The sequence below is a fragment of the Tepidanaerobacter sp. GT38 genome (assembly GCF_021991635.1).
GTDB lineage: Bacteria > Bacillota > Thermosediminibacteria > Thermosediminibacterales > Tepidanaerobacteraceae > DTU063.
The window spans coordinates 1-18,553 of sequence record NZ_JAFFJA010000044.1; the positions used below are offsets into that span (position 1 = coordinate 1).

Annotated in this window: 17 protein-coding genes and 1 riboswitch; of the genes, 1 reads left to right on the forward strand and 16 read right to left on the reverse strand. The window is 39.4% G+C overall.

Going from position 1 to position 18,553, the window contains the following annotated elements; genetic code table 11:
* The 9 genes from JT739_RS07165 to JT739_RS07205 all read right to left on the reverse strand — a co-directional run.
* Window positions 1-811 (reverse strand): MalY/PatB family protein (locus JT739_RS07165; protein WP_237660423.1); only part of this gene is annotated, 811 nt, incomplete at its 3' end.
* Between the two features lie 39 nt (window positions 812-850).
* Entirely contained in the window at window positions 851-1,903 is a 1,053-nt protein-coding gene (locus JT739_RS07170; protein WP_237660449.1) for a LacI family DNA-binding transcriptional regulator, read from the reverse strand.
* Between the two features lie 374 nt (window positions 1,904-2,277).
* The gene (uxuA, locus tag JT739_RS07175) at window positions 2,278-3,333 is read right to left on the reverse strand and encodes a mannonate dehydratase (RefSeq protein WP_237660424.1); all 1,056 of its coding nucleotides are present in this window, start codon (window positions 3,331-3,333) and stop codon (window positions 2,278-2,280) included.
* A gap of 68 nt (window positions 3,334-3,401) precedes the next feature.
* Window positions 3,402-4,160: a sugar isomerase domain-containing protein gene (locus JT739_RS07180; protein ID WP_237660425.1), complete on the reverse strand. Its 759-nt coding sequence runs from the start codon at window positions 4,158-4,160 to the stop codon at window positions 3,402-3,404.
* Between the two features lie 187 nt (window positions 4,161-4,347).
* Entirely contained in the window at window positions 4,348-4,833 is a 486-nt protein-coding gene (locus tag JT739_RS07185; protein WP_237660426.1) for a TRAP transporter small permease, read from the reverse strand.
* Window positions 4,834-4,837: 4 nt separating this feature from the next.
* Window positions 4,838-6,130, reverse strand: coding sequence for a TRAP transporter large permease (locus JT739_RS07190; protein ID WP_237660427.1), 1,293 nt, complete (start codon window positions 6,128-6,130; stop codon window positions 4,838-4,840).
* Window positions 6,131-6,232: 102 nt separating this feature from the next.
* Complete coding sequence (locus tag JT739_RS07195; RefSeq protein ID WP_237660428.1) at window positions 6,233-7,288, reverse strand: TRAP transporter substrate-binding protein; 1,056 nt, start codon at window positions 7,286-7,288, stop codon at window positions 6,233-6,235.
* A 66-nt stretch (window positions 7,289-7,354) separates the two neighbouring features.
* A complete protein-coding gene (nagA, locus tag JT739_RS07200) occupies window positions 7,355-8,554 on the reverse strand; it encodes an N-acetylglucosamine-6-phosphate deacetylase (RefSeq protein ID WP_237660429.1) in 1,200 nt (399 codons plus the stop codon).
* A gap of 51 nt (window positions 8,555-8,605) precedes the next feature.
* Entirely contained in the window at window positions 8,606-9,370 is a 765-nt protein-coding gene (locus JT739_RS07205; RefSeq protein WP_237660430.1) for a glucosamine-6-phosphate deaminase, read from the reverse strand.
* Between the two features lie 462 nt (window positions 9,371-9,832).
* Window positions 9,833-9,918, forward strand: a riboswitch (cyclic di-GMP riboswitch).
* A 122-nt stretch (window positions 9,919-10,040) separates the two neighbouring features.
* Between JT739_RS07205 and JT739_RS07210 the strand changes: the two genes are divergently transcribed.
* The gene (locus JT739_RS07210) at window positions 10,041-10,505 is read left to right on the forward strand and encodes a chemotaxis protein CheX (protein WP_237660431.1); all 465 of its coding nucleotides are present in this window, start codon (window positions 10,041-10,043) and stop codon (window positions 10,503-10,505) included.
* Window positions 10,506-10,571: 66 nt separating this feature from the next.
* On the opposite strand, the gene JT739_RS07215 is transcribed toward JT739_RS07210, so the two are convergent.
* From JT739_RS07215 to JT739_RS07245, 7 genes are all read right to left on the reverse strand, one after another.
* The gene (locus JT739_RS07215; RefSeq protein WP_237660432.1) at window positions 10,572-11,945 is read right to left on the reverse strand and encodes a hypothetical protein; all 1,374 of its coding nucleotides are present in this window, start codon (window positions 11,943-11,945) and stop codon (window positions 10,572-10,574) included.
* Between the two features lie 213 nt (window positions 11,946-12,158).
* Window positions 12,159-12,665 carry a type 1 glutamine amidotransferase domain-containing protein gene (locus JT739_RS07220; RefSeq protein ID WP_237660433.1) on the reverse strand — a complete coding sequence of 169 codons (507 nt, stop codon included), beginning with the start codon at window positions 12,663-12,665 and terminating at the stop codon, window positions 12,159-12,161.
* A gap of 380 nt (window positions 12,666-13,045) precedes the next feature.
* Complete coding sequence (locus tag JT739_RS07225) at window positions 13,046-14,251, reverse strand: phosphopentomutase (protein ID WP_237660434.1); 1,206 nt, start codon at window positions 14,249-14,251, stop codon at window positions 13,046-13,048.
* Window positions 14,248-15,405, reverse strand: a complete 1,158-nt coding sequence (locus JT739_RS07230; protein ID WP_237660435.1) for a YhfX family PLP-dependent enzyme — start codon at window positions 15,403-15,405, stop codon at window positions 14,248-14,250. The genes JT739_RS07225 and JT739_RS07230 overlap by 4 nt, the downstream gene beginning before the upstream one ends.
* A 4-nt stretch (window positions 15,406-15,409) precedes the next feature.
* Entirely contained in the window at window positions 15,410-16,498 is a 1,089-nt protein-coding gene (locus tag JT739_RS07235) for an aminotransferase class V-fold PLP-dependent enzyme (RefSeq protein ID WP_237660436.1), read from the reverse strand.
* Between the two features lie 29 nt (window positions 16,499-16,527).
* Entirely contained in the window at window positions 16,528-17,607 is a 1,080-nt protein-coding gene (locus JT739_RS07240; protein WP_237660437.1) for an amidase family protein, read from the reverse strand.
* 35 nt (window positions 17,608-17,642) lie between these two features.
* Entirely contained in the window at window positions 17,643-18,542 is a 900-nt protein-coding gene (locus JT739_RS07245; RefSeq protein ID WP_237660438.1) for a phosphotriesterase, read from the reverse strand.
* Window positions 18,543-18,553 lie beyond the last annotated feature (11 nt).

Below are 18,553 nucleotides of genomic sequence, written 5' to 3' on the forward strand. Positions count from 1 at the left end.
CACACTTAAAGTTATATACCCGAAAATTTTTATATATTGTACGATAAATTTTGTTAGGTATTATTATAGTAGATGTTTGAAGCCCTGCAAGGTTAAAAGTTTTGCTGGGAGATGTGCATGTAATGGAATTTAGTGCAAATTCTTCGGAAATTGACGCAAAAGGTGTATGTTTTATGCCAGAATACAAAATATCTTGATGTATCTCATCGGATACTACTAAAACATTGTTGTCAATACATATTCTCCCTAGTTGTTCCAGCTCCTCCTTAGACCAGACCCTTCCAACAGGATTATGAGGGCTACATAAAAACAGTAGTTTTACCCGTGGGTCTTTGACCTTTTTCTCCAGGTCATTAAAATCCATTGTATAACGTCCATCTTTAAAAATCAGCGGATTATTGACCACACGACGGCCATTGTCTTCAATTACACTAAAAAAAGGGTAATATACCGGCGGCTGAACTATAACCTTATCTCCTGGATCTGTGAAGGCATTGACAATGAAGCTAAGCGCCGGGACTACACCAGGGGAAAAGAGCATCCAATCGGTCTGGGTTTCCCAGTTGTGCCGCTTTTTCATCCATTTTGCTACTGATTCAAAATAAGATGCAGGTCTTGAGGTGTATCCGTAAATTCCCTGCTTTGCCCTTTCAACTATTGCATCTATAACCGCAGGGGGACTTAAAAAGTCCATATCCGCTACCCACATGGGCAGCAGGTCTTGGCGGCCAAATACTTTACCAAGCTCGTCCCATTTTGAAGAATAATTATTGCTTCTGTCAATAATCTTATCAAAATCATACTTTATCATAATATCTCCCCTTTAATCTGGCCTTTACTACACCTTATATTAAGATTTTTTAGAAATATCTCGGGTAGAACTTCTAATTACCAATTTAGGTTTTAGTATAATTTCTCTATCAGCCGTATCTGGATTTTCCAAATTTCTTATTAGCATTTCTGCCGATAATACTCCCATTTCATAAGCAGGCTGGTCAACTGTTGTAAGAGGCGGTGTGGTTATTTCAGCCATAGGTATGTTGTCAAAGCCCATAACGGAAATATCGTGAGGTACGTATATTTTATTTTTTGAGAGTTCTTGAATAACGCCAAAGGCTGTCATATCATTTATGCAAAAAATAGCAGTCGGCAGTTCATTTGTAGTATCCAGCATCTTTTTTGTAAGCTGCTTTCCATTTTTAAATTCATATACTTGATCATGGCTTTCTTCTTCTTTTTCGGAAATAAAAACGTTTTTTTCAAATTCCTTAACATTGTTGTCTTTCATACACTGGACAAAGCCTTCATATACTTGCTTACGGCTAGGCCTTGTGAGAGGAGCACTAAAAAAGGCTATTTTCTTATGGCCGAGTTTTAACAAATGTTCAGCTGCCATATAACCACCAGCATAAAAATCAAAGCCCACTTTGCAACAATTAAGTGGTGTTGCTTGATCAAATGCTACGACTTTTAAGCCTCTTTGCTGTAGTTCTTTTAAAAATTTTTGGTTTTCAGTAATTGAAGAAATTATTATCCCTTTTATTTGCTTTTGAAAAAGAGAGGAAAGGTATTTTTTTTCATTTTTAGGATCTCTAAGAGAATTACACAACAGGACATTGTATCCCTTTTCTCTGGCTACATTTTCTACCCCTAAGATCAACAACGGGTAAAAATGGTTAGTTATGCTGGGTATAATGACAGCTATATCATTTGTTTCATTAGTCTTCAACTGTCTTCCCAATAAATTAGGCGTATAATTGAGTTTTTTTGCAGCTTCCAGGACCCTTTTTTTCAAATCATCGCTTACAGGATAATCGCTATTGCTTAGAACTCTGGAAACCGTGGCAGTAGAAGCATTTGCTGCTTTTGCAATGTCGTAAATAGTCACATTTTTTTTAATCATGCTCAAACGTTCCTCTCAATACCATAAATACTTTATAATATTGTTTTTAGATATGGCACCTAAATTTTTAACTTTAACTTAAAAAATGGAAACTTTTAAAAATATTACTAATCTATTTTAAGCTTTTGCCAAACGTTTTTCAAATATAATATTCATTCATATATTAACTAAAAGTCCTATAAATTTCAAAATGAAGCCAAAGTATAACCATTTTTTACTTTTCTGCTTAATTGTTTCAATTGTTTATACAGATAATGGCAAACACTTTTATATATACAAAACTCCATGATTATGCAATCACGGAGTTTTTTTGAAGTGTCAGATGTTATAAAAAGGATTTTTTTAATTTTTATCTTACAACATCTTTTCTGACATCAAATTTGCTTATTTATAAGTTTTTCTAGCGTCTCCCAAATTCCTGTCAAATACACTGCCCCTAGAGCCCTGTCATATAATCCATAACCTGGTCTCCCCTTTTCGCCCCATATCATTCTTCCATGATCGGGTCGAACATATCCGTCGAAATTATTTTTATATAGGACTTTCATAATCTCTACCATATCAAGGGATCCCATTGGTGAATAATGGGCACTTTCTTCAAAGCTCCCATCGGGCAGTATCTTGACATTTCTAATATGCATAAAGTGTATCCGGCCTTGAGCGGAGTACTTATCTACCATTTTCACTATGTCGTTACAGGTAGTACAACCCAGTGAGCCTGTGCAAAATGTCAACCCATTGTATTTGCTATCCACCAACTTCAAAAATCTGTCCAGATTCTCTTCATTTGTTATAATCCTGGGCAGGCCAAATATTGACCAGGGCGGATCATCAGGGTGTATGGCCATTTTTACATCGTATTCTTCGGCAACAGGAATAATTTCCTTCAAGAAATATTCTAAGTTGTTCCACAAATCCTCTTCGCTTACTTTAGAGTATTGTTCAAAAACGTCTTTTAATTCTTCTTTTGAATAACTGGAATCCCATCCCGGAAGTGATAATTCCCCTGTTAGCGGATCCATGTGTTTTAATTGTTCCTTGTAATATACTAAGGCTGTTGAGCCATCGTCCAAAACCTTATCTAACTGGGTTCTCGTCCAATCAAAAACCGGCATGAAATTGTAGCAGATAACCTTGACCCCTGCTTTGCCTAAGTTTTTAATGTTTTCTTTGTAGTTTTCAATATATTTATCTCTACTTGGCAAGCCTAGTTTTATGTCCTCATGTACAGGCACACTTTCAATAACTTCGAATTTTAGACCGGCTTTTTCCACTTCTTCTTTTAAGCTGTTAATTTTTTCGATACTCCATACTTCCCCAACAGGAACATCGTAAATTGCCGTTACAATACTGTACATATTTGGTATCTGTCTAATGTATTCTAATTTTACTGGATCATCTTTCCCATACCAACGAAATGATAGCTTCATAAAGACCACCTTATCTCAACTATTTTTGCAACATTTAATTTTTTTCATATCGTGCAGCTAATTTTATCTTATAGATGCTTGACTCTTGGACCGTATTTCTCTTCCCACTTCTTATTAGCAGCGTCTCCCCCTGGCACATTAGCACTTGTCCAAACAGGAGGCGTTACTCCACGTTCTGCTAGGAGCCTAACCGTTTCAATAACCAGGCAATTCACAGCAAAAGCATTGCAGAATGTAGAAGTAGGTGCTACTCTCTGCTCAAGCCCTTCTATTTCTACTACAGCATCCCCATAAGGCAGATGGCAATTTACCCAAACATCCGCTAATTCATAAAGGTTTTTGTTAGAAGAATGCCTGGATGCCGCGCCTGCCGGGACTTTATCTCCAAATTCCCTGCCTGTCACGGCAATTATTTTCATTCCGCGTTTTTTGGCTTCAAGTGCCGCATCAATAGTCATGGAGTTAATTCCGTAAGCATTTACGATTATGATTACTTCTCCCGGTTTTTGACCTATTTTGTAAGCATCAAATACCCCTTTTACATATCCTTCCATGCGCTCTATAATATTGCTTCTTTTAGCCCCATGAACTAAATTAATGCCAGCATCTAAAATTGAATTAATAGGTGCCAAACCGCCTGCTCTCCAAAGCAGTTCTTCAGCTGCCATACAGGAGTGGCCACCTGTCCCTATTACGTGAATCAATTCATCCCGCATGATTGCATCGGCCATCAGCTCTGCAGCTTTTTTGATGTTTTCTTCTTCGGCTTCGATTTTATTGAAAATCTCGATAATGGTTTCTTTGTATTGCCTTATCTCTTTACCCATGTCACTCTCTCCTTTTCATAAAGTATTTAGGTTTTTATATAAAAATTTATAAACCTTTTTTCCTCTCTTTGAGACATAATTGTGATGTTTAAACTTAACCCTAAATCTTGTCTTGCCCTTCTGTAAAAAACCGCTTCATGCTGTACTAACAATTTCTGTTGTAAAAATTGTTAGAGACCTTCTTATTTTAAAATGTTTCCTTTTTAACATTCTCGCCCTTAATGGTGCTGATAAGCCTAGGTATCATGAATATGGCAGATAAAGCCGCAAAAGCCGGCAATCCTGAAAAAGACCACAGCTGTGATATTAAAGTAGACGGAAATACAAGGGCTTTTTTGGTAGAAGCAGTCTGAATTCCAGTGTAGCAAAGCATAATGAAGAAAGCTATTGCCAATATGTCAACACTTATTGCAATGATTTTCCTTGGCTTTGAAGGTATTTTGTTTAAAATAAAATCCATGAACAGATGCTCCTTGCGATATACGCCTGCTGCCATGGACAAGCAAATCAGCCAGACTACGCATATCACGCTTATATCCGATACCCATAAAAAGGAACGGTTAAAAAACGTCCTGCTAAAAATTTCTAAAATATTGATGGCAAAGATAATTATAAACAGGACAGTTGCCACGTTTAACAATAAATCCGCCAGCATATCCAAAATTTTTTTCACTTTATCAACCTCCTACTCCAAATACCAGGTTCGGCAGGTATGTTACTGTCCACGGCACATACGTTGTTATGGCCTGGGCGACCAACAATGAAACCACAAATGGAATAGATGCTTTGGTAACTTTTTCAAAGGGAAGGCCGGATATTTTTGTTTCTAAGAACAACAGCGCACCTACCGGCGGAGTGATTAAACCTATCATTAGGTTGCAAATCATAACCGTTCCAAAATGAGTAGGGTCTATGCCCAATTTTGTAGCTATGGGCAGAAGCAACGGACCGAAGATTAACATTGCCGGGTTCGCGTCCATAATCATGCCGAGGATTATGAACAAAACGTTGCAGAAGAATAAAAACATTGTTGGAGACATGTTATATTGCTCTATGAGAGCTATAAGCTGAGCACCTAAGCCTTCTACCGCAATCATATAGGAGAAAATGCCTGCCACTGCGAATAATGCCATAATGGAAGCTGAAAATATGGCTGTATTCTTAAAGGCTATGAACATGCCTTTTAAAGTGAGGTTTCTGTAAACAAAAAATCCAATAAACATGATATAGAAAGTAGCGACCATTGCAATCTCAGTAACGGTAGCCATACCTGTAAGGACGCCTACGATAATAATTACTGGAGCTAGCAGTGCCAGCCAAGATTCTCTGAGAACTTCACAAAAAGCCTTCCAATTGGTTGTTGCTTCATGAGGCTTTAGGTCAAATTTGGGGACTTTTAAGAGGATTATAAAATGCATGCAAAGAGCCATTAGTATACCAGGAATCATGGCGCCTAAAAACAAGCGGCCGATGGACAAGTTCGTTATAAGGGCTAAAAAGACCATTGGTATCCCTGGTGGAATAACTGGGCCTAACACTGCACCTGCCGCATTGCAAGCAGCCGCAAAATCTTCTGGATATCCTTCTTCTTTCATCTTCGGTATAAGTATAGGTGAAATAGCAGCTGCATCAGCAGGGCCTGACCCTGAAACTAGCGAAAAGATCGCATTTACGACAATGCAAGCATGAGCTAGACCACCTTTAAACTTACCGATAAAAAATAGGGAAAACTTCAGCATTTTATCGGTCATACCTGAAACGTTCATTAACTCTCCGACCAGTATAAAAAATGGAATGGCAAGCAATGATATATTCGACATGCCATTTACCATATTGTTGGATATCATACTTAAGGGCCCGTTTCCGGTTGCAATCAGATATGAACTGCCAGCCACTGCCATAGACACGAAAATGTCCATGCCTATAAACATAAAGGCAAACATTACTATAAAAATCATTAGTATTGCCACAAAATCACCCCTCAATTTATAATGTAGGTTTTATGGGGACAGGTATGGGACAGGCCCCCCTAAATCAGGAATGGGCCTGTCTTCGGGGTACTACTATTTATACTATTGATAGCTCTCTTTAAACTCCATAATTTCATCAATTGTGCCTGTGGGCCAAAGTTCACCTGCATCGTCAAATTGTTTATAAATATCCTCTCCCAGCGCTTCCTGAATTGATTTTACGTCAATTTCAACATAAGTCATTTTTTCGTTGAGGAATTTCATTGTTTCATCTAGGGATTCAGCAATGAGCTTAGCCTCATATTCAACAGCCTCACGGGCAGCGTTTTTGAGAACTTCCTGCTGTTTTGGAGACATTTGATTCCAAATATTTTCACTGATGAATATGGTGGAAACGTCTCTGATGTAGTCTGTTTTCATAAAGTACTTCTGCACTTCATAGAAGCTGTTGTTCTTAACTGTAATAAAGTTGTTTTCCTGAGCCTCAACAGTTCCCTGCCTTAAAGCCATATACAGATCTGCAAAAGGTATAACAATTGGCGTTGCGCCTAATTTTTTCATAGTTTGCTGCACTAGAGCAGCTTCAGCGGTTCTGATCTTAAGTCCTTTGAAATCTTCTGCTGACTTAATTGGCCTGTTCGCTGTAAGCTGTCTTGGTGGGAGTTCGCCTGCTGCAGCCAAAACCCGCACACCTGTTGTTTTAGCCGCTTCTTCAAACCAAGCTTGTGCAGTATCTGAATCTAAAAAGGCCTGTAGTTCATCGTGGCTGTCCCAAATGAAGGGGGCTGCTACAGCATTAAATTTCTTTGCTCCTTCAAGCCATGGGTAACAGGATAAGGTATTGTAGAACAAATCAGTAATTCCGTTAGGCATACCGCTTAGCATATCGTTAACTGAACCAAGGACACTGTTAGGGAAGGTTTTGATGGTAATATTTACGCCAGAATTGTTTACGATCTCTGCAAAGCGCTCCATGGCAAGTGTAGCCGGGTCATCCGGAGTCTTGATACCGGCTAATTTCAGTGTAAACTCTTTCTCAGTTGGGGTATTATTTTCTTGTGGAGTTGAATTTGATTGATTTGTGCCGGAAGAGCCGCATGCGCTAAGCAGCGTAGCGATTAGCACAAAAACCAGCAGTAATGAAATTTTTCTTTTCATTATTTTTCCTCCTTTAGAAAAGCTTTAGTTTTTATTCACAACAAGAATATTTTTCTTGTTGTAAGCTTAATCTTGCTGAAAAACTACCCTACCCATGACCATAGTCATTTTTACATTAATATCCTCGTCAAAAATAAGGATATCTGCATCCTTGCCTGCCGCCAGACTTCCTTTGCGCTTGCTGACACTCATTATTTCAGCAGGGGTATAAGTCATCATCTTGACTGCATCTATGAGAGGTATACCAGCCTGCTTTGTAACAGTTCTAACTAGTCTGTCGGTGGTAGCTACGCTACCTGCAAAAGCCGATCTGTCGAGAAGTTTTGCTACGCCGTCCTCAATAATGACTTTCTGGCCATTCTTAAGGCTGCCTGATATACTTTCGCCTTCCGGCATTCCTGCCCCTCGCAGCGAATCGGTTATCAATGCAATTCTGGATGGCCCCTTGATTTTGTATATTAGCTGTAACAGCTCCGGCGGCAGATGGCAGCCATCGGCTATCATTTCAACTGTCATCTCGTCAATCAGGAAAGCACTCTCTACGGTGCCCAGGTACCTATAGGCATTCCTTCGGTGAACGACCTGCATGCCGGAATAAATATGTGTCACATGGGTATAGCCATTTTCAAAAGCTTCCACAACCTTATCGTATTCGGCTTCAGTATGGCCTATTGACGGGAGTATGCCCCTGTCTCGAAGAAGTCTGCCAAGCTCCATAGCTCCATCCAACTCGGGAGCTATACTCCATCTAACTATATCCTTTGACCAACTCAAAATAGTCTCATATTCTTCTCTTTGCGGATTTCTTATAAATCTAGAATCCTGGCCTCCTGCCTGGGATAAGGCAAAATATGGCCCTTCAAGGTGCAGGCCTAAAAAATATGCACCTTTTGTGTTTTTACTCTTGGCTTCTTCGTAGGCTTCAATAGTTTGCTTTAGTTCTTCATTTGTACACGTCAGTGTGGTAGGAACTATGGATGTTGTGCCATGCTTAGCATGCATCTCTGCTGCTCCCAGAAAAGCCTCGCTTGTCCCATCCATAAAGTCGTGACCGCCACCGCCATGAGTGTGTATGTCGATAAATCCGGGTGATATATAATTGCCTTTCGCGTCTATAACTCTAACGCCATCCTGTGCTTCGACGGTCCTTATTTCATCTTGGCTTTCTAATACTTGGGATATTTTTTCGTTCTCTACTAAGATTCCACCGCCTTTAATTATCCGAAAGGGAGTTATGAGCTGACCGTTTTTAATCAGGATTTTCATACTCTCACCTCGCAGTTTTTTAGAATAATATTAACCTAACATATTACCTGTTTAAATTAAAGATGCGGAATCCTTATCTAAATACAACACCGCATTGGCATGTTTGCGCAAGATAGATGCCGGACAAGTTTCAGCTATATCACCTTCCAGGGCATCCTTCACCGCCTTAGCTTTCGTTTCTCCCGGCACCATGCAGTAAATGTATTTTGAGGCAAAAATAGCTGGAACTGTCAAAGTTAATGCCTGCTTTGGAACTTCATCAATGCTTTTAAAGCATCCATCATGGACCTGTTGGTTGCGGCACTTCTCGTCTAAAGTTACTTGCTTTACCATACGCTCGTCATTAAAATCAGCTACCGGTGGATCATTAAAGGCTATATGTCCGTTTTCGCCAATTCCGATACAGGCAATGTCAATGGGGTGTTCTTTTAACATCTTCTCATAACGTTGGCACTCTTCTTCAATGTCCTCAGCATTTCCGTTTAAATAGTTCACACTTTTAAATTTAACTCTGGAAAAGAGCTTATTTTTTAAAAAGTTGCCAAATCTTTGAGGGGCCTCATCAGGAAGGCCTATATACTCATCAAGATGAAAAGCATTTATCCTTTCCCAGTCTATGCCTTCCGCATTGACTAGAGCGTCTAGAAATTCATTTTGTGATGGAGCAGCTGCGAATACCATATTGATTTCATCATTTTTCAATAAGAGTTTTTGTATTCTAATCACCACATCATGTGCAGCCTTTTTCCCCATCTCTTCTCGGGTGTTGAAAATGCATACATTTAAGTTGTCTTTCTTGAATTCCCTAATACTCATGTTGAATGCCTCCAAGTAAAAATTTCTGTTTTATCAATTAGAGAGATGGTATTATGTATCACTCCCTTTAATAGGTTTTAACTTTTAGACCTGCTGCAGAAGTCTATTATTTATAAAACTTTAAGAAATAGTAATCGATTACCATATTTATCCTGGCTGAGAACTTATTTCTTTATAATTTAGCTCCATTTTTTACAGTAATCGATTACTATACATATTCTACACACATTATTAAAGTCCTCCCTCAAAAATTAATTTTTTTATTTATGTTCGTTCTTTTTTAAATAAAACTCTCATAAGCTATGCGGAATAAGGAAAACGAGGAATGTCTTAAAAAACAAAAGTGATTTACAATTATTGACAAATTTTTTTGCAGACAATATAATATATTTACTTATTTTATTACCAGAAGCCTAAAAAGGCTATTACTTTTAAACCAAATAATAGGAATTTAATATCAAACCAGTCAAAAGGCAAACCTATCGAAAGATAGGGACGCAAAGCCACGAGTCTACGGTGAAAATCACTATGACAGTCGGGCTGCCAAGGTTTATTTTATGTTTTTTGATAAATGAAAGCCGCGGCAAGCCTTGCCACGGCTTATATATTTTCCAATATACATTCTTAATTCTCAATATAATTATAATTAATTGCAAAGGCGGTAGTGAGTATGAATGTAGAGCACATCAATCCTTTCATTCAAGCAAGCAGAACAGTCTTAAAATCTATGGCAAATATAGACCTTTCCCTAGGCAAAGTATATTTAAAAACTTCTCCTTATTCCAGCGAAACCATAGTGGTTGTTGTTGGATTGATGGGTGCACTTCGAGGGCAAGTCCATTTCAGCATGGATAAACCTGTGGCATTGAAAATCGCCTCAGCTATGATGATGGGCATGCCCATTACTGAACTTGACGAAATGTCAAAAAGTGCTATTGCCGAATCAGCTAATATGATTTTAGGCAATGCAGCAACTCTTCTATATGAAAAGGGCTTAAAAGTCGAAATTACACCACCATCGTTAATGATGGGAAGCAATATACAGATATCAACACCAAACATGAAAACCCTTTGCATACCACTTCTCCTAAGCACCGGCGGCCAAATAGAATTGGATATTGCCTTAGTTGATTAGGAGATTGGACTTAACAAAAAAGCCGGATGCCATATTATGTGGCAATCCGGCTTTATCAATTTATTGTCAAATCATAAAGACAACAGCTATAATAGTCGATATCAGAAGACCTGCGATAACGGGAACAAAGTTCTTTCGCACCAGGTCCATTACTGGAACACCTACTATACCTGCCACTGCAACCAGTGAAGACCATGCAACAATGGTTCCTCCACCTGACCAAACAGAACCCATTTGGCCTACAGCACCAAGGACCGCTGCTATCTTTATATTGCCTCCGGCTATAGCACCAGCCAAAGTTCCTGTCATTGGAAGACCCACAAAGCCCGATCCATCAAGACCGGCTATCATTCCTACTAGCAGTATACCGAATGCTGCAAGAAAACCATTTGCCTGTATGGAACTCGCAAGCATTTGACCTATATCAAAAAGATATCCTGGTGCTCCCTCTCCCATTATACGTGCAGCAGTCTCTGAATTTCCAAGATAAAAGAATCCTGCAATGGGAATTATGGGACCCATTACTTTAAAGGCAAAAACAAATCCATCTGCTATATAATCACAAATTACATCAAAACCTTTACCCTTGTGAACTAAAAGGGATGCAATAATTGTTACCAATACTGCCGTTCCGCCCAAGAGAGCAGAAGCATCACCGCCTTTTAGCTGGAAAAACGACATTGCAAAAACTACAAAAGTCATAGCAATGATAAGAATAAGCACTAAAATACCTGCATATTTTTCTCCAGACTTGCTGTTTTGAGTATTATCTGTATTATTTGATAGATCTTTGATGCCCTGTATGGAATACTCTTTAATCTCATTCCGCGACATAAAATATCCAATTACTATAGCGGTTATCCCTGTAATTAAGGACAAAATACCTCCATATGTGGTTGCTATAGCTGCTGGAATTCCTGCAGCTTTTGCTGTAAGTCCCGGAGCTCCTTGGATAATCACATCCCCTGAAAGTGCCATTCCCTGTCCAGCAAAGGCTAAAGCCATAGCACATAACATTGGGGGAAGGCCTGTCTTTACCGCTACAGGCACCAGCAATGCTCCTATCAATGGAACTGCAGGTGTTGGCCAAAAAAATAGAGAAATCAAATACGTTGAACCAATCAGCACTAAATAGCTGACTGCTGGTGAAACCATCAGTTTTTTTAATGGCTTTACCATAAATTCATCAGCACCAGTAATACTGATGGCCTTTAACATCATTACCATAAATGCGATAATTAGGAAAATATTGAATAAGTCTTGACCTGCAACTAAACTGGCATTGAATATGGCCAAAATACCATTGATGAAGCTTCCGCTAAAATACCAGCCTATCAAAAAAGTAAAAATCATCGATGGAATAACCACATTGCGTCGAAATAGCATCGCAACTATAACTGAAAGTATTCCAACTACATACAACCAGTGTGCAAAAGTCATGCAAACACCCCTTAAATTAATATGATTTTATAAATAATTTTTCATATAGACAAAAATTAGAGCAAACATGACCTATTATAAAAGACATCGAATAATAAAACAACAGGTAATGTTTGTTGGTACTAAAAATTTTTACAAATGAAATTATCACTTTATAGATATTAAAAAAAGCCGCATATAGCGGCTCTCCTAAAAGAAAAAAGGATTTTTGATTTACCCCAGTTTATCAATAATGGCTTTTACAAAAGCCGGCAAATCCTTGGGAGTCCTTGAAGTTATCAAGTTCCCATCTACCACTACCTCTGCATCTACATACTCTGCTCCTGCGTTTATCAAGTCATCCTTAATCGAGAAAAACCCAGTTACCTTTTTGCCCTTTAAATTACAACAAGATGCCATCATCCACGGCCCGTGGCAAATAGCTGCTATGGGTTTTCCTAATCTGTCCATTTCCTTTACAAAGTTAATTGTATGTTCATTTCGACGCATATGATCAGGGGAATAGCCTCCCGGTATAACAACTGCATCGTAATCTTCAGCCTTTACTTCCTTAGAAGAATGGGTGCTCTTTTCAGAAAAAGTGCTCTTTCCCGGATATACCTGATCCTTCTCTGAACCAACCAGGTGAACCTCATATCCTGCTTCTTTTAAACGAAAATAAGGATATATGAGCTCTTTTTCATCAAAGAACTTCTCAATAAGTATGGCAACGCGTTTCATATAATTTTACCTCCTTCTATTTTAAACCCATTTGTATATATAATTTGACGCACTTTCCTTTATTCCTGCTATTTAAAATTTTTACTTCTTTTCAAATGAATATGTAAAAATGTACGAGTACTTATGCTTGAAAGAACACAAAAAATAAAAGCCGCAACTATTGCGGCAAATATATTAACTGGTCTTGATTTATTCATCATTTAAGGTTACAAACATTTTCTTTACATCTTTTTCTGCTTTTGCAATTTTTTCTCTAGCAACACTGTCTTCAAATAGGTATTTAAATAACATCACAATCACCACCTGACTGATAATGATTTTCATTTTCTATGTATATTATAGTATGATAATCATTATCAGTCAAGTGCTTTTTCGCTTTTTTATATTATTTTATATAAAAAACTTTCCCCATTCTCGGGACTGGCCACACCAAAATAATCTGCTATGGTTGCGGCAATATCTGAAAGAGTTGCTCTTTCTTGCAAATCAACTGCTTTTAACTTTTTCCCATACACCAAGAGCAGTGTCTTTTCTCTTGTATGATGGCTGTGCCCTATGGTGGGATCGTTGCCGTGATCGCCGGTTATAATCAGCATATCATCATCTTTCATGGTTTCCATAATTTTGCTTAAATATTTATCAACCAGCATAAGCTTCTGAGCATATCTTATTGAATTTTGAGAGTGCCCTGAAAGGTCAGTCTCCTGGACATTTGCCGCTATCAGGCCACTATCCTGTATTCTCATTCTTTTCAATATGAGTTCCATCACACCATCTGTTTCAACTTGAGGATAATAGTTGGCACCATCGCATTGTATGACATCGGCAACCTTGCCTATTAAGGATACCGGATATCCTCTCTTATGCAAAATCGTAGTTATTTGAGTTTCCGGATTTACACCGTAGCCAAGATGCCGTACCACATAACCCTTTTTATATACACCGGATTTTGGACAGTCAATACCTACAATATTGTTTTCCTTAACTACAACGGCTTTTAATATATCTTTGATTGTAATGTCTCTGCCTCCCAGCACTATAACCCTGCCTACTTCAACTTGTTCCCTTACTATCCTGCCGATGGCAAGCTCCTGTTCAAAGGATATATAATCCAGCGGCGCCGTTACATTATAATTTTGGCCTGGATCCGCTTCAATATTGTCTGCTATGGTTACAAGGCCGTTTACCAAAAGAAAAGGATGCAGTAAATCCGGCCTTGTGACTTCATATCCTGCTTCTTGGAGAGCTCTTTCCACCTTATCGATATAATAGGCAAATGGCTTTACCAGTGGCTTTTTAGGCTTGCTGCCCATTATTTCCTGATGGCCCTGATAGGTATCGGCGCCAAAATGAGCCAACCTGCTATTTCCATAACTTGCCAATGGAGCTTTAACTCTTTTTATTTTTTTAGTTTCTATAAGGAAACCTGCACCCAAAGCTTCCAAATTCGGTATCATGAAATCTTCATTTGCTTCAGCCACATGCTTTAAGGTGTTTGCACCTATGTCCTGTGGCCTCACTTCATATACATCGTCCATTTCTCCTACGCCAAGGCTATCTATAACTAAAAGAATTACACGTTTCACCGTATTTCATCTCCTAGGGAATTAAAAATTCCCAGCAATTTTGGATTTCCCTTTTGTATTCCATCTACAACTGCCACCTTAGACCTTGTCACAAAGATTTGAGTCCTGAAAGAGTAAATAACCGTATCGCCTAGGTGCAGCTCGTTCCCACAAGTATGCACTGTAGAATAATAATCAATGGATTCCGGCGGTAGTTCTTCTACATCAAGCAACACTTTCTTGTCTGGAAGGTATGCCCTTTTCATCTTAGACCTTTGGTAAAATCCACCGCCGAAGACAAAGGCCCTATTGTCTTCCAAATGGGATACCTCTGTTACATATACTATTGCCGGCCCTTCTGGCTCTTTACCTTTTGCATGAATGGGAGTTGTTCCGGTAAGAGCATGGCCTGGTTCGCCGTGAGTTACTCCTAGCCTTTTTAGCAGGGGAATTGACGATACGCAGGTGGCACTAGGGCCGTTTATTTGATTGATTTCAAATCCCATATCTTTAAGGAGCTTTGCAGCCTTAATAATCGTACTTACATTGTTCGTGGGCTCTAATTTATCAGTCTGTTCATTGTATAATAAGCACGGGAAAGAGGTTACGCCTACTACATTTATATTGGGAAGCTTTTTTATTTTTCTGGCTACTGATTCCAATGCATCAAACTTTATGCCTCCACTCTGGCCAGGATAAAAGTAATCGCCATCATCTATTACCCTAAGCAGCACATCCTGAACTAGCCCCATCTCCCCGGCGGCATCGGATAATTCCCTTGCCATATCTGCGGAAAAACATGTTACGACTTCCGGCCTCATTTTTAAGGCCTCTTTAATGCATGCTTTTGGAATTTGAACCAAATGGCCTAGATGACCTATTTTTATACCACTTCTGTAAAGTTTTCTTGCCTCGTCAAAGTCAACCACTACCGACTTATCTATGCCCGCCTCCGATATGGCTCTGGCTATCACCGGGTTTCTGCCAAACTGTTTCGTCATAAAGTATAAGCTTATCCCTTGTTCCTTGCCGGCTTTTGAAATCAATTCAGCATTTCTTCTCACCATATCAAGGTCTATTAGATAAGTATCCGGCTCAATTTGCCCGGATTTATGAAATTTGGCAGCTATCTCAGCTAAAATTGGATTGTTTTTTAAAACCGCTTCTATGAACATCAAATCACCTTGCTTTTCTAATTGCCTCTTTTAATATCTTTATCACTGTTTCATGTCCTGCTCTCATGGGATTTATCCTTATTACATAATCATTTAATTCGGGATTTTCTTTAATGAAGGTCCCCGATGCTCTGTAAAACATGGGAACTATTTCGTATTTGGATTCCGCTCCTACAGGATATGTTGCGGCACCCAAGCTGCCTGCTTCTTCAATAACTCTTGCCGCAATGGGTTCTCTTAGCCGTACTAAGACCACCCTTGATTGTGCGTTTGCAACGTATGCTGATTCCGCTCCCTCTACCTTTCCACTGTTTATAATATCCGCTATTCTTTCAATCTCCTCAGCCTGAATGGCAGCCATAACAGGAACAAAAACCATGGACCGCAGCACATCCATTGCTTCGTAGCCCTGCACCTGACTGCCGCCGGAATAATTCATACCGCGTATCTTATCTATCAAGCTCTTCTTCCCTACGACACAGCCGATGCCTTCCGGGCCAAAAAGCTTGAAACATGAAAAGCAGGACAGCGTTGCGCCAACTTGCGTCCCGATAAATCTGGTCTTAAATACCGTATAGTTTTCATCGGTAATTATGGGGACATCCGTAACGTGCCTTATTGACCTGATGAGTTCATACATGTCATAACTGTCCGAGCTTTTTTGCCTGGAATGTTGAATATATATCAGCTTGATGTCGCCGTTTATTGCCTGTAGCACCTCATCAGTGCGGTTCATATCCACCTTCACGGCATCAAGGCCCATAAACTCAAAAGTTGTAGCAGTGGTGGAATATATAGGGGCATCGTGGACAAGAACCTTATCACCGTGCCTTATAGCCGCCTGTAAGGCAAGGCGAATGGCTCCGGTGCCGGCACCCCGCACGAGCACCGCATCCTCCGCTCCGAAAAATTCGGCAATTGTCCTTTCAACTTTGGCTGTCATTTTAGGTCTTCCTAAGCCTGGTACTACTCCCAAATCCCCATTGTTTAGAAACTCATTATTTGAGAAATGCCTGGTAATTGTTTCTACAAGCTTAAATTGCAACTTTTTTGCTTCTTCAAGTGTTAAATATTCCAACGGAAATGTCTTCAAAGGATCACCCCTATATGCTGTCTACAGCATTATTTAATTTCAAATCCTTTACAGTGCCTTTCTTCAGTTAAAAAGTACCGAACCCAAACCTCCGGCAGTTGAATTAAAGATTCAAGCTTCACGGCAAGTTCAATGGCCTTTACGGCATTTTCTACACCGGATTTTGCAACAATTAAAAAGCCGCTTGCGATATCATCTGTGGGAATTGTTATAGCCGTTGTTTTGCATATGTTGGCCGCTCTCAAAAGATATTTACCGCTGTTTTTAGTCAAAAGGGCACCTGTTTTCCCAAACTTTTGGGGTATTGTTTCCCCGTAACCAAAAACGTCAACCGGCCCCTCATAGGTCAAAATAAAATCTGCTATATTTTGATCAAAAACCTCATAAATCTTCCGAATGGCTACCTCTCGTTTATCAATTTCCGAAAAATCAACTTCTATAAACTGATAATTGTATGTTTTTAGGGCTTCCAGGTAAGGGGCCAGTTTGTCGAACATGTCTTGCCTATCCGGTGTCGCTACGGTCTCCCTTTTAGGAACAGCAACCTTCACTTCTCCCTTGGATCCGTTTGCCTTAAATGTCAAATCAAATCCCGTCAATTCGGCCATTACCTTGATTGCAATGCTTAAATTTTTTGCTATAATACCTATACTTGCTCTTATCTTAATGTTGTCGGTTGATATGCTTTCACCCTTTGCAAATAGATTAAGGCCTGCACCTATTATGGACGGCAGTTGGCAGCTCATGGCGGGGCCCAAAACGGAACCTCCGCCATCTGTACCTAATGCAAAATCATTTATACCTTTTAATATGTTAATAGGGCCTCCGCTGGTTGAGCCGGTCATAAGCCGATAGGTTAAGGGATTCACCAGATCTGTATCGATGCTCCTACCCTTGTCAGACATTTTATCAATGGTAAGCCACAAATAATTCCGCGAAAATCTCAGTTTATTAAAGACATGCATCGGTATTTTATTTGTGTTTTTTACACCAAAGCACAGCACATCCTGTGCTTTGCTTTTGGCATCTTGATGTAAAAAAGGGTTAATTCTAACTACCGATCTTCCCAATTCACTTTTAGCTACTTCTATCCTGTCTTCTAACTTCATGTCTGTCTGACATCTCCTAAAATCTGCACTTGGAGTTATTTGCTATTAAAAAGTCGTTTTGGATTTTCTATCAGCATCATGTCAATATCTTTTTGGCTTATGCCCTTGTCAAGCAGCATAGGGATAAAAGATTCTACTATATATGAATGCCCGTAGCCACCATATTTTTTTAAATGAGATTTCCTGGTGATATCAAGGGATAAAACTATTCTATTCCCATATCCCCTCTTCACTAATTGAAACAGGCAATCCGCTCGGATGGAATCCGGCTGATATTTGTTCTTGCCTATGGTATCAAAACCGATATAGCATCCTTTATCCAGAATCTTCAAGTAATAATCCATATCGGGATTTAAATCCAGATGTCCTATCACAAGCTTTTCCGTATCTACGCCGAAGTTTTTTAAAAGCTCAACTTGTTCCAGGCCATGCTTTCCTAGTGTCGTATGGGTGGTTATGGGAGTACCCGTTTCGGCATGGGCACGGGCAGCAGCAAGAAACACCTTTTTTTCCTCATCAGCAAAGCCGTGCTGGCCTGTACCTATCTCCCCTATTATTGCAGCTTTTATTCCACTTCCACCTATGCCTTCCACTATTTCTTTCACCATGAATCTTGCCAGCTCTTTTTCCGTGCTTTTGCAAACAAATTCGGGAAAGTATGGCTCCTTGTAAAAGCCTGTTGAAGGCAGCACGTTTACTCCTGATTTTTCCACAATCATGGCCATCCTGCTTACATCCCTGCCCATGCCTACATTTGTGACATCGCAAATCGTATCGACCCCTGCCGCCTTCAACGCTTTTAATTCTTCAATCATAGCTTCATCGTCGTTCAGATTGGCATCGGCATCATCTTTCTCTTTAGAAAGGTTGATGGTGAGATGCTCATGCATCAAAGTCCTGCCTAAATTGTCTGTTTTACCTAATACGGTTTTCATTTTACCCCTCT

Excerpts from the sequence above, each read along its gene's own strand:
- nagA (WP_237660429.1), bottom strand. The coding sequence starts at position 8,554 with ATGAAAATCCTGATTAAAAACGGTCAGCTCATAACTCCCTTTCGGATA.
- JT739_RS07210 (WP_237660431.1), top strand. The coding sequence starts at position 10,041 with ATGAATGTAGAGCACATCAATCCTTTCATTCAAGCAAGCAGAACAGTC.
- JT739_RS07220 (WP_237660433.1), bottom strand. The coding sequence starts at position 12,665 with ATGAAACGCGTTGCCATACTTATTGAGAAGTTCTTTGATGAAAAAGAG.
- uxuA (WP_237660424.1), bottom strand. The coding sequence starts at position 3,333 with ATGAAGCTATCATTTCGTTGGTATGGGAAAGATGATCCAGTAAAATTA.
- JT739_RS07245 (WP_237660438.1), bottom strand. The coding sequence starts at position 18,542 with ATGAAAACCGTATTAGGTAAAACAGACAATTTAGGCAGGACTTTGATG.
- JT739_RS07180 (WP_237660425.1), bottom strand. The coding sequence starts at position 4,160 with ATGGGTAAAGAGATAAGGCAATACAAAGAAACCATTATCGAGATTTTC.
- JT739_RS07170 (WP_237660449.1), bottom strand. The coding sequence starts at position 1,903 with ATGATTAAAAAAAATGTGACTATTTACGACATTGCAAAAGCAGCAAAT.
- JT739_RS07205 (WP_237660430.1), bottom strand. The coding sequence starts at position 9,370 with ATGAGTATTAGGGAATTCAAGAAAGACAACTTAAATGTATGCATTTTC.
- JT739_RS07230 (WP_237660435.1), bottom strand. The coding sequence starts at position 15,405 with ATGTTCATAGAAGCGGTTTTAAAAAACAATCCAATTTTAGCTGAGATA.
- JT739_RS07240 (WP_237660437.1), bottom strand. The coding sequence starts at position 17,607 with ATGAAGTTAGAAGACAGGATAGAAGTAGCTAAAAGTGAATTGGGAAGA.
- JT739_RS07195 (WP_237660428.1), bottom strand. The coding sequence starts at position 7,288 with ATGAAAAGAAAAATTTCATTACTGCTGGTTTTTGTGCTAATCGCTACG.
- JT739_RS07215 (WP_237660432.1), bottom strand. The coding sequence starts at position 11,945 with ATGACTTTTGCACACTGGTTGTATGTAGTTGGAATACTTTCAGTTATA.